Genomic DNA, 12,235 nt, shown 5'->3' with positions numbered 1-12,235 from the left:
TTCTAGTCAGAAAAAGGCTGGAATTTGTGAATCCCAACCTCTTATAAGTCATTATTTCCAGTTTAAAATAGCATTCAAGCCATAGTGATCACTAACTTGCGGACTCTTGTTACCATCAAATACTACATGTAAATTTTCCACCGCTAACTCTTTGGTAGTAAAAACATAGTCGATTCGAAGGGGTTCTGTGTTCCCCTTCCAGCCATCAATTTCTGGTGGAACAGTATAGCTACCACTTTTCTCTTGAGCAACTTCAAATGCGTCTTGTAAGCCTAATGGACTAGCTAAAATCGCTTGGTAACCTTCCTGACCAGCTGGGTTATTGAAATCCCCAGCAAGCAAAAGTGGCTTGTTCAATTCTTTCAAGACAGCCTCAAATCGTGCCCATTCTTCTTGGAAACCTTTATCCCACCAAGAAAGGTGGACACTGGCAACCGCAAGCTCTTTGCCTTCAACTACTGTTTCTGCTAAAGCAACTCGACGAGTGTGATAGTCTGTTGGATCATCTACATCTGAAACCAAAATTTCACGTGCTTCTATAGGTGTTTTAGACAAGATAGCCACACCTTCATGATAGCGGTCATAACCGATATGGTTATAGGCCCAAGTCCAGTAGTAATTTTTCCCTTGCTCAGACAACTTTTCAACCAAGAGTCTGACATAGTGGTCTTGATGAATAGGCTCAGCTGCTGGCAAAGCTTGATAAAAGTCATTAACCTCCACCTCTTGCGAAGTAATCTCCTGATTGATTTCTTGGAAACAAATCAAATCATAGTCTTTATCAAGAATATCTTCAAGCAAGAGCTGGAATTTTTCCTCTGCTTCTTTCTCCATCCAACTGTGAGTATTGAGTGTTAAAAATTTCATGCTTTTCTCCCAAAATAAGAGGTTGGAATACAGCTTCCAACCTCAAGTATATTACAATTCTACTTTAGCAACTGCTGTTTTAGCTGCAAGAGAACCTGTTTGTTCTAATTTAACTGATTTAATAGCTTCAGCATTTGTGAAGACAACTACTGTAGAAGTTTCACGACCTGCTGCACGGATAGCATCCAAGTCAGCTGTGACAAGAAGGTCACCTGCTGCAACTTTTTGTCCTTCAGCCACATGAACTGTAAATGGTTTTCCTTCAAGACTTACTGTGTCCAAACCAATGTGAACAAGTACTTCAAGACCTGCTTCAGTCACAAGACCAAGAGCATGTTTTGTAGGGAAGATGCTTGATACAGTACCTGAAACTGGAGATACAATATTTCCATTTGCAGGTTCTACAGCAAATCCATCACCCATCATTTTTTGAGCAAATACTGGATCTTTTACTTGTTCCAAAACAATAACTTGACCGTCAGCTACTGAGTAAACTTCCTCAGTAAGACCTTTGAATTGAACAGTGTTTTGTTGCGCTTCTGTCATTTGACTTGGAAGAGTTTCAGGAATGATTTCACCTGAATCAAGGATATCTTGGATATCAGATTTCAATACGTCTGCTTTTGGACCGTAGATAGCTTGAACTCCTTGTCCTTTCATGACAAGACCCATAGCTCCTTCTGCTTTCCATTGCTCTGCATTTCCTACTTTATCTGCATCTTTAACAGTTACACGAAGACGAGTCATACATGCATCCACATCAACGATGTTTGCACGTCCACCAAGAAGGTTGATAATGTTTACAGCTTGAGAACCTGCTGCAACTTTCACTGCGCTGCTAGCTTCTTCTGAACCTTCAGCAGTTTCGTAGTTTCCGTTACGTCCTGGGGTTGCGTAGTTGAATTTTTGAATCATGAAGTTTGCGATGAAGTACATGATTACAGCAAAGAGAACGGTTACCCAAATGAAGTTAATGATATCCATACCGATACCAGCACTGATTGCAATAGGTGTACGAGTCAAGAACTCGATTGAACCGAATGAGTGCATACGTAGGTTTACAACGTCAGCCATAGCGAAGGCAGCACCTTGAACAAGTGAGTAAACAAGATACATAGGTGTTGCTACAAACATGAACATGTATTCGATTGGTTCAGTAACCCCTGTCAAGAATGTTGCAAGAGCTGTCGCAATCATCATACCTTTATATTGATGTTTCTTATCAGCATCGACATTACGGTAGATAGCCACGATCACACCCATCAAGATACCGAATGAACCGATCATTTGTCCAACTTTGAAACGAGCTGGGTGAACAGTATCTAACAATTGTTGGTAGTGACTTGCATCTGTACCTTTAAGGTTAACAAGGTCTGTTACCCATGCAAGCCATAGTGGATCTTGACCAAATACTTGACTACCTTTAGCTGCACCAGTTAAGACCTCATAAGTACCACCAAGAGCTGTGTAGTTCATTGGGATAGTCAACATGTGGTGAAGACCAAATGGCAAGAGCAAACGTTCCAATGTACCATACAAGAATGGTGCAAGGATTGGAGCAGTTTCTTGTGAGTTAGCAATCCAGATACCAAAGCTATTGATACCAGTTTGCACAAGTGGCCAGAAAGCTGAAAGTACAATTGCAGCAATTATTGAACGAAGAATAACTACAAATGGTACAAAACGTTTTCCGTTAAAGAATGAAAGTGCATCAGGAAGCTTACGGAAGTTATAGTATTTATTGTAAGCAGTTGCTCCAATAAAACCAGAAATAATCCCTACGAAGACACCCATGTTAAGCGCTGGGGCTTCCATAACACTAATGAAGTAATCAGCAACTTTGATTGATCCACCAAAGAGAGTTGTTACCATAGCTTCAGGATTTTTCAACATATCGCCTGATACGCCAAAGATTGTACCAGTGATACGGTTGATTAGGATAAAGGCAAGACCTGCCGCAAACGCACCACCAGCGCGTTCCTTAGCCCAGCTTCCTCCAATAGCGAGGGCGAACAAGATATGAAGGTTAACGATAACTCCCCAACCGATTTGCTCTAGTACACCACCAGTAATGACCAGTGGAGCAAAGTTAGGGTTAATCATCACAAGCGACTTACCGATTGAAATCATCAAACCAGCAGCCGGCATAACGGCGATAACCACCATCAAAGCCTTACCGAATTTTTGCCAAAATTCGAAAGACAAGACATTTTTGAATGTATCTTTCATCATTCAAATCTCCTTTATTTTTATTTAGGCAAACGTTTTACGAAAACGTTTGCACTTAACTATGTATTAATTATACCACTTTAATTTTTTTTGTAAAGGCTTTTATAGAAAAAAGTAGACTTTTTTCTAAAATTTTTGTAGTAAAAGAGGAGATATTAAAATCTCCTCAAATATACATCTATTCAAATTTAAATTTTTAAGAATCGGCGCATTGAAATTCCTGATCCAATTGAACCAATAAAAATTCCAATAACAAACAAGAGGACAATCATCAGTGGACTAAATACTTCTGGTGAAATCATAGAAAGATTTTGACCTACTAATGACTTATTAACCGATTGGTAAACCATTTGATAAACAACGAATACTAAAGCTGATGGAATTGTTGCTCCAAGTAATCCGATGAAAGCACCCTCAAGGAGGAATGGTCCTCGGATATAGCTATTCTTAGCACCAACCAAGCGCATAATTTGAATTTCGCGACTGCGAGAAATAATGGTAATACGAATGGTATTAGAAATCAAGAAGACTGCAATGAAAATCAAGAGTCCTGCTATGACTAATCCCCAAACACGAATGAAGGAAGCAAGTTGGAACAGACGTTGTGTGTTGGCTCCACCATCTTGGACTTCTGACACACCTTCAATTTTCTTAGCTTCTTCAGCTACTTTTTGAACATCACTTGGTGTATTTGTATCAACGATATAGGCATCATAGAGAGGATTAGCGTCACCTTCAAAGATTTTCCAGTTGTCCCCCATTGTCTCGGTCAACTTTTCATATTGTTCTTCTTTACTTGAAAAAGTAACACTCTTAACTGTAGACATCCCCTTCAAGGTATTGTATACCTTGTGGTAGTCATTATTGGTAACAGTTTGACCTTCTTTTTCAATAGTCTCACTATTATCAGCTACGTCCTTACGAATGTAAACCATCACTCGGACATTATTTTCAATATCTGTAGCTAGTTTCGCTGTATTGAAAATAACAGAAGCAAATATTGCCACCAAGGTTAACGTAATCATGACTGAGCTGACAGCAGCCACTGTCATCCAACCATTTCGTTTCAAACTTTTTAGTGATTCAAATAAATGGCGAAAAAATCTACTAATCATCGTATCCATACTCTCCTTTTGATTCGTCACGAACGACACGACCATTTTCAATGGCAATGACACGGTGGCGCAAGGTATTTACAATCTGGCTATTATGAGTCGCCATCAAAATAGTTGTTCCTTGTAGGTTAATCCGTTCCAAGAGATTCATAATTTCCCATGAATTATCCGGGTCCAAGTTTCCTGTTGGTTCATCGGCTATCAGTACTTTTGGATTGTTTACAATAGCACGCGCAATCGCAATCCGCTGTTGCTCCCCACCTGAGAGCTCATTTGGAAAAGAACGAACCTTATGCTTCAGTCCAACCAAGTCCAAAACTTCCATCACCCGTTTTTTGATATTACGGCGATTTTCACCAATTACTTCCATAGCGTATGCAATATTCTCATAAACAGTTTTCTTAGGCAAGAGTTTATAATCCTGGAAGACAACCCCAACACTACGACGGAGAAGCGGGACATCTTTCTTTTTAATCTTAACCAGATTAAAACCAGCAACTGATAGGCTTCCTTTATCGATTTTTACTTCACGATATAGAGAACGAATAAAGGTTGATTTTCCTGCTCCTGAAGGACCTACGATGTAAGCAAATTCCCCCGGTTGAACGCTGACCGAAACACCGCGTAGGGCAGTCGTTCCGTTGTCGTATTTTTTGACGACATCTCTCATTTCAATGATTGACATGTGAGTTCCTTTCTATCTTAACTGATGCGCCACTTGAGATAGGCATCGATAAAACCATCTAGGTCTCCATCCATAACCTTATCTACCTGAGCAACCTCAAAGCTAGTTCGGTGATCTTTTACCATAGTATATGGCGTGAAAACATAAGAACGGATTTGGCTTCCCCATGTGATTTCCTTTTTCTCACCCTTGAGGGAATCAACCTCCGCAGCTTTCTTTTCTTGCTCCATTTGATAGAGCTTAGCCTGCAACATCTTCATGGCACGATCTCTATTTCCATATTGGGTACGATCGACCGTTGACTGGACGACAGTTCCCGTAGGAATGTGTGTCAGACGCACACCTGTTGAAACTTTATTGACGTTCTGTCCACCAGCACCACCTGAACGGAAGGTGTCCATCTTGATATCATCTTCACGGATTTCCACTTCAATAGTATCATCCAATTCTGGCATCACTTCTACAGATGTAAAAGATGTATGGCGACGTTTGGCAGAGTCAAATGGTGAGATTCGTACCAAGCGATGAACACCCATTTCTGACTTAAGAAGACCATAGGCATTAGGCCCTTCAAATGATAAAGTTACCGACTTAATACCAGCTTCATCTCCTGCTTGGTAATCCAATACTTCCACTTTAAAGCCTTTGGCATTTCCATAGCGAGTGTACATACGAAGCAACATATCACCCCAGTCTTGCGCCTCAGTACCACCAGAACCTGGATGGATTTCCAATATAGCATTATTATGGTCATAAGATTCTGACAAGAGAAGGGTCATCTCATAGCTGGACATCATCTTATCAAGTTCGGATAACTGCATTACCAGTTCTTCTTGAACCGACTCGTCTTCTGCTAAAAAGTCCAATAAAATTTCGACTTCATCCTGCAACTCTTCCATTTTGTGGAAGGTATTATAGGTGTTTTTTAATTCATTCAATTCTTGCGACGTTTTTTGGGCCGCGATATTATCGTTCCAAAAATCAGGTTCTGTCATCTTGTTTTCCAAGATAGCAATCTCTTCTTCTAGACCTTCGAGGTCAAAGAGACCCCCTGAAAGAAGCTAATTTTTCACGATTTGCGTCAATTTTCTGACGAATTTCTGAAATGTCCATAAATACTCCTTTTTTGTATCATTTTATTATACCATATTCTCTCATTTCTTTCCATCTTTTGCTTTACTCCCCTTTTCATGAAAAAAGAAGCCTTTCGGCTTCCATGCTTACAAAATTTTAGCAGAAGTACGACTAATCTCTTCTACTTGAATATTTTCAGCTTCAAATTTTTGCTTTAAGGCTGTCAAATCAACTGAACCATCAATTTGAACTTCGATAATCACCTTACCATCCTTACGCGGAATATTGACTGTATGGGAGATATTCAAATTTTCTTCAACGATTAGAGAAACAATCTTACCAAGAACGCCGACTTCATTTTCCGTAACAAAGCGCACACGAATTCCTTCTTCTCCATAGCCAGCAATTTCAAGAAAGGCTTGGAAAACGTCACGATCTGTAATAACACCATAGACTTGATGGTTATCTACGACAGGAAGAATACCAATCTTGTTTTTCAACATCAGATAAGTTGCATCTTCTAGACTAGCATAACCTGAGACAGTGACAACATCACGAATCATGACATCTTTTACTTTGGTCTTATTTAGAAGATAATTCATCTCATAGATAGAAAGACTTGTTGCTTTGGATGGACTTGCTTGCGCAATGGTTCCCTCAGTCACCAAACCAACCAATTGATCATTTTCGATAACAGGCAAGCGGTGCAAACCTTGCTCTCTCATCAAATCTGCTGCATGAGATACTGTTGTATCTGGACTAATGTACACTACCTTGCGGGTCATAAAATCTTTAACTGCCATGAGACTTCTCCTTTTCTATTCTTATCCCTATTATACAATCTTTTTGTAAATCTATCAAACGCTTACATTTCTTTTTCAAAATTCAGAAAAGTATGAATAAGCTAGCAAAAAGAGCTCTAAAATCGAGCTCTGTGAATGAAGATAAAATACCTTTCATTCGATTTTTCAATTATTAGAAATTCATCTTTCAAAATAGATGCAGATTTGTTTACAATCCAAATATGCCGACTAAAAGGTCTCCTGGACTATTAATGAGGATTACTTCGTAATCTTCATTTGCAACCTAAACTAGTCTCCCAGACTATGCGAAGATTGCTTACGCAATCTTCATCTGCCGACTAAAACAATCCACTGGATTGTTTTAGCCACCCAGATACGCTTTTCTGACTTCTTCTGATGAGGCGAGTTCTTTTCCTGTTCCTGATAGGACGATTTTTCCTGTTTCCAGTACATAGCCTCGGTCAGAGATTGCAAGTGCTTTATTGGCATTTTGTTCAATCAAGAGGACGGTTGTTCCTTGTTTCTGGATATCTTGAATGATATCAAAAATTTCTTGGATAAAGATTGGGGCAAGTCCCATTGATGGTTCATCTAAAAGAAGAAGTTTTGGTGTTGACATAAGAGCGCGTCCCATGGCAAGCATTTGTTGTTCCCCTCCTGAAAGAGTGGCTGCATCTTGGTTCTTCCGTTCTTCTAGACGTGGGAAGCGTGAGAAAACCTTCTTCAAGTTAGCTTGATTTTCTTCACGATTTTTCTTTAAGAAAGCTCCCATTTCAAGATTTTCCATAACAGTCAAGCCAGGGAAGACGTGGCGTCCTTCTGGTACTTGTGAAAGCCCACCTGCCACGATTTTCTGAGCTGGCATTTTTTGGATTTCTTGACCTAAAAATTCAATTTTTCCTGAACTTGGTCTAACTAGACCTGACAAGGTACGGAGAATGGTTGTTTTACCAGCACCATTGGCACCGATAAGGGAAACAACTTCTCCTTCATTAACTTCAAAGCTTACATCACGGACTGCCTGGATCATACCGTAATGTACAGAAAGATTTTCAACTTTTAACATAGACATTAGGCTTCACCTCCTAGATAAGCTTCGATAACGCGTTTATTGGTCTTAATTTCGTCTGGAGTTCCCTGAGCAATCAAACGACCATATTCAAGTACGTAGATACGTTCTGTTACTTCCATGACCAGATTCATATCGTGTTCAATCAGCATGATTGTAATTTTAAATTCATCTTTGATACGACGAATTAACTCAGTCAATTCCGCTGTTTCCTGCGGGTTCATACCTGCTGCTGGTTCATCTAAAAAGAGAATTTTAGGTTCCGTAGCAAGGGCACGAACAATTTCCAAACGACGTTGTTGTCCGTAGGCGAGATTTTTAGCAAGAGTCTCTGCATCACCATCTAAATCAAAGATTTTCAGCAATTCCAAAGCCTTAGCCTTTAATTCTTTTTCACTCTTGTAAAAAGCTGGTAAGCGTAAGAAACTAGCAAAAACATGTTGTTTGTGATGGTTGCCAAAAGCAATCAAAACATTATCCAAAACTGTTAAATCTTTAAAGAGACGGATATTTTGGAAAGTACGTCCAAGGCCTAAAGAGGCAATCTTATATGGTGCCTTTCCATTCAAAAGGTGACCATCTAAGGTTACCGTTCCCTCGCTTGGTTCATAAACACCCGTCAAGAGGTTGAAAAGGGTGGTTTTCCCAGCTCCATTTGGACCGATTAGTCCAACCAGTTCCCCTTCGTTCAATTCAAGAGTCACATCTCCAACAGCTGTTAGACCGCCAAAATGTTTGGTTAACTGTTTTACTTCAAGTAATGCCATTAGTTTTGTTCCTCCTTCTTAGATTTTTTAAAGAAACGTGATAGGCTCAATTCCCATGTTCCAAGAAGTCCACCTGGTCTGAAAATCATTACCAATACCAAGGCCAAAGCGTAAATAATCATACGCACGCTAGCAACATCTTGGAGAAGCATATTCAAAATTCCCAGAACAATAGCCGAAACAATCGCACCTGTAATTGAACCAAGTCCACCAAATACAACAATGATCAAAACGTTGATTGAGTTGATGAAAGTGTAATCTTTCGGTACAACAGATCCAATAAATCCTGCCTGAAGTGACCCTGCAATACTTGCAGTAATAGCACCAAAAACAAAAGCGATGATTTTAATTTTAGTCGTATTAACCCCAACTGACTCAGCAGCAATTTCATCCTCACGAACGGAGAGGGTTGAACGACCAATTGGACTACGCAAGAAGTTCAAGGTTGCAATGGTTGTAATCACGACAAAGAAGTAAACCATTTGCCAAGTTGTAAAGTTAGGAATCCCTAAGATACCTGCCGCACCATTTGTAAGGCTTCCACCATTGATGATAAAGATACGGATAATTTCAGATACACCGAGAGTTGCTACCGCAAGATAGTCCCCCTTCAAGCGCAAGGTTGGAATTCCGACAAGTAAGGCAACTGCTCCTGAAAGCAAAGCCCCTACAAGCATAGCTCCAAAGAAGGCACCGTAGGTTGGTGATTTAGAACCAATAATAGCTGCTGCGTAGGCACCAATCGCCATGAAACCAGCATGCCCAAGTGAAAATTGTCCTGAAAAACCAACGATTAAGTTAAGACCAACAGCCAGAATAATATTAATTCCAATTTGTTGTAAAATCTGTACATAAAATAGATTGAGTACTCCGACTGAAACCAGTACACTAATCAAGCCATAACCAGCTAACAAAAGGAGTAACCATAGAATATTAACTTTTAAATTTTCTTTCATCGTTTACACCTTCTCTTTCACATTCTTACCAAGGATACCAGCTGGGCGGACAATCAAGATCAACAACAAGATTCCATAAACAATGGCATCACGGAAGTCTGACATTCCAAAGGCTGTCGCAAAAGTTTCCAATAGACCAATCACAAAACCACCAAGAGCCGCACCAGGAATAATTCCAATACCACCAAGTACTGCGGCAACGAATGACTTAAGACCTGGAGTAACCCCCATCAAAGGCTCAAGAGAGTTATAATAAAGAGCAATCAGAACACCAGCCGCACCCGCAAGAGCAGAACCCAAAGCAAAGGTAAAGCTGATAGTACGGTTTACATTGATCCCCATCAATTGCGCCGCATCGCTATCTACAGATACTGCACGCATGGCTTTCCCCATCTTTGTCTTTTGAACAATAACTTGTAACAAAATCATCAAAATCAAGGAAATAGCCAAAATCATTAACTGCACGTTTGTTAGGCTAACTGGTCCCAAATCATAGCGAACTGTTTGAATCGCTTGAGGGAAGGCACGAGTATTGGCACCAACCAAATAGACCATACCATACTCCAGTAGGAAGGAAACCCCAATAGCTGTAATCAAAACAGCAATACGAGTAGAGTGGCGTAAAGGTCGGTAAGCAAGAAATTCAATCACGACACCAAGAACGGCTGTCGCTAGCATAGCTACAATAAGCGCTACAAAGAAATTCATTTGGAAAGAATTAATCAAGAAATAACCGATAAAGGCTCCCATCATATAAATATCACCGTGGGCGAAGTTGATGAGCTTGATAATTCCGTAAACCATGGTATACCCTAGGGCTAACAGCGCGTATACACTACCTAGAATCAAACCATTTACTAGTTGTTGGAGCATAAGATTCACTCTTTCTATATATAATTTTGAGGATTTTCCCTCATTTTTTGATAAGTTCTTATACTCAATGAAAATCAAAGAGCAAACTAGGAAACTAGCCGCAGGTTGCTCAAAGCACTGCTTTGAGGTTGTAGATAAGACTGACGAAGTCATTCACATATATAATCCAAGGCGACGTTGACGCAGTTTGAATTTGATTTTCAAAGAGTATTAAACATCGAAACAGGGAGTGAGTCCGAGGCTCATTCCCTATTTCAACATTTTTCTATTATGGTTTTACAACTTCTGCTGCTTCAACCTTACCATTGTTCATGGTCATCATGTAAGCAGTTTTAACTGTGTTGTGGTCTGCATCGAAACTTGTTTGACCAGTTACACCTTCAAAGTCTTTTGTTTTAGCAAGGTTGTCCTTAATCTCACCTGAGTTTTTAGCGCCTTTTGCTGCGTTTGCTACAAGGTGAACTGAATCATAAGCCAAGGCTGCAAATGTTGAAGGCTCTTCGTTGTACTTAGCACGGTAAGCATCAAGGAAGGCTTTTGCTTTAGCTGAAACTTCTACAGTAGTTGAGAAGCCTGAGATAAAGTAGATGTTTGATGCTTTTTCAGGAGTTGCTTGTTGTACAAACTCTTCACCGTTGAATCCATCACCACCAACGATTGGCTTGTCAATTCCCATACCACGCGCTTGGTTTACAATTTTACCAGCTTCAGTGTAGTAACCAGGAACAACAATGGCATCAAAGTCTTTCCCTTTCATTTTTGTAAGGGCTGCTTGGAAGTCTGTATCACCTGCTACGAAAGTTTCATCTGCAACGATTTCACCTTTGTAAGCTTCACGGAAGGCTTTGGCAATCCCTTTAGCATAGTCGCTGGCGTTGTCAGTGTATAGAACAACTTTCTTAGCGTTTAATTTATCAGAAACATAGTTTGAGATAATTTTTCCTTGGAAGCTATCTTGGAAAGTTCCGATAAAGAGGTAATCTTGACCTTTAGTCAATCCATCTTGAGTCGCACTTGGCGAAATCAATGGAACACCTGCTTTTGTAGCGTTCGCTACCGCAGCTGCAGTTGCACCAGATGTCGCAGGTCCTACGATTGCTGATACCTTAGATTGGGTTACAAGGTTAGTTGTTACTGAAGCAGCTTCTGCTGTTTCAGACTTGTTATCTTTATCAACTACTTCGATTTGTTTTCCGTCGATACCACCTGCTGCATTGATTTCATCAACAGCAAGTTGAGCACCTTTTTGTTCAGATGTCCCGTAGGCTGCTACGGCACCAGTTTCTTCAAAGTTAAATCCGATTTTGATTGTCTTTTCCTCTACTGAGTTACCAGTAGTGTTGACTGCTCCAGACTTCACTTCTCCACAGGCTGCAAGAAGTGCTACACTTGCAAGCGCCACAAACGATAGGGCAAATTTTTTCTTCATCTTTTTGTCTCCTTATTTCTTAAATAAATAGCATGTTAAGAATATACCGAATTATCAGAAAATTGTCAACACTTTTCTTGAACTTTTTCGATGATAACGTTTTCCTCTCGATAAAGATTGCCCACAAAGGGTGTTTCCAGCTCTTGAATATGACAAACTCTGACTTTTTTTATAAACTTTTCCTTGCTCAAGCGCCCGACCAATTGCTCCACTTCTTGAGTTGGAACATAGAGTTGTAAGTAACGATGTTTCTTGGAATGATAGGTAATATCTCCATAATCCTGCAGTTTTTTTGCATCACGATTATAGTAAAGATAGATAATCAAGCCAGAACGATTGACTTTTTCAAACATGATAAATCCTCTTTC

At 39.9% G+C, this 12,235-nt stretch carries 12 protein-coding genes; all 12 read right to left on the bottom strand.

Annotated elements, in window-relative coordinates:
* Window positions 1-51: 51 nt before the first annotated feature.
* Window positions 52-867 (bottom strand): endonuclease/exonuclease/phosphatase family protein, encoded by an 816-nt coding sequence (locus FJR73_RS02720; RefSeq protein ID WP_140833195.1) that lies wholly within the window; start codon window positions 865-867, stop codon window positions 52-54.
* Window positions 868-918: 51 nt separating this feature from the next.
* Window positions 919-3,099, bottom strand: coding sequence for a PTS transporter subunit IIBC (locus tag FJR73_RS02715; RefSeq protein ID WP_140833193.1), 2,181 nt, complete (start codon window positions 3,097-3,099; stop codon window positions 919-921).
* A 185-nt stretch (window positions 3,100-3,284) separates the two neighbouring features.
* Window positions 3,285-4,211 (bottom strand): permease-like cell division protein FtsX, encoded by a 927-nt coding sequence (ftsX, locus tag FJR73_RS02710; RefSeq protein WP_140833191.1) that lies wholly within the window; start codon window positions 4,209-4,211, stop codon window positions 3,285-3,287.
* Window positions 4,204-4,896 carry a cell division ATP-binding protein FtsE gene (gene ftsE / locus FJR73_RS02705; RefSeq protein WP_000022265.1) on the bottom strand — a complete coding sequence of 231 codons (693 nt, stop codon included), beginning with the start codon at window positions 4,894-4,896 and terminating at the stop codon, window positions 4,204-4,206. The genes ftsX and ftsE overlap by 8 nt, the downstream gene beginning before the upstream one ends.
* A 17-nt stretch (window positions 4,897-4,913) precedes the next feature.
* Window positions 4,914-6,009, bottom strand: a protein-coding gene (gene prfB, locus FJR73_RS02700; RefSeq protein WP_140833189.1) for a peptide chain release factor 2 whose coding sequence is annotated in 2 segments (ribosomal slippage) — window positions 4,914-5,936 and window positions 5,938-6,009 — 1,095 coding nt in all. Because the reading frame shifts where the segments join, the coding sequence is not laid out codon by codon here.
* 107 nt (window positions 6,010-6,116) lie between these two features.
* On the bottom strand, window positions 6,117-6,773 hold the full coding sequence (locus FJR73_RS02690) for a CBS domain-containing protein (RefSeq protein ID WP_000268671.1): 657 nt from the start codon (window positions 6,771-6,773) through the stop codon (window positions 6,117-6,119).
* 361 nt (window positions 6,774-7,134) lie between these two features.
* Entirely contained in the window at window positions 7,135-7,845 is a 711-nt protein-coding gene (locus FJR73_RS02685; protein ID WP_000062219.1) for an ABC transporter ATP-binding protein, read from the bottom strand.
* The gene (locus tag FJR73_RS02680) at window positions 7,845-8,609 is read right to left on the bottom strand and encodes an ABC transporter ATP-binding protein (RefSeq protein ID WP_001185995.1); all 765 of its coding nucleotides are present in this window, start codon (window positions 8,607-8,609) and stop codon (window positions 7,845-7,847) included. Before FJR73_RS02680 ends, FJR73_RS02685 begins: the two co-directional genes overlap by 1 nt.
* A complete protein-coding gene (locus FJR73_RS02675; protein ID WP_000662290.1) occupies window positions 8,609-9,565 on the bottom strand; it encodes a branched-chain amino acid ABC transporter permease in 957 nt (318 codons plus the stop codon). Before FJR73_RS02675 ends, FJR73_RS02680 begins: the two co-directional genes overlap by 1 nt.
* Before the next feature lie 3 nt (window positions 9,566-9,568).
* Window positions 9,569-10,438: a branched-chain amino acid ABC transporter permease gene (locus FJR73_RS02670; RefSeq protein ID WP_020901916.1), complete on the bottom strand. Its 870-nt coding sequence runs from the start codon at window positions 10,436-10,438 to the stop codon at window positions 9,569-9,571.
* Window positions 10,439-10,706: 268 nt separating this feature from the next.
* On the bottom strand, window positions 10,707-11,867 hold the full coding sequence (locus FJR73_RS02665; protein ID WP_140833187.1) for an ABC transporter substrate-binding protein: 1,161 nt from the start codon (window positions 11,865-11,867) through the stop codon (window positions 10,707-10,709).
* Between the two features lie 65 nt (window positions 11,868-11,932).
* A complete protein-coding gene (locus FJR73_RS02660; protein WP_000462127.1) occupies window positions 11,933-12,220 on the bottom strand; it encodes a YlbG family protein in 288 nt (95 codons plus the stop codon).
* Between the last annotated feature and the right edge of the window lie 15 nt (window positions 12,221-12,235).

The sequence above is a fragment of the Streptococcus sp. D2 genome (assembly GCF_006385825.1).
Classification (GTDB): domain Bacteria; phylum Bacillota; class Bacilli; order Lactobacillales; family Streptococcaceae; genus Streptococcus; species Streptococcus shenyangsis.
Note: the sequence above shows the minus strand (reverse complement) of the source record. Positions and strands in the feature narration are given on the sequence as shown.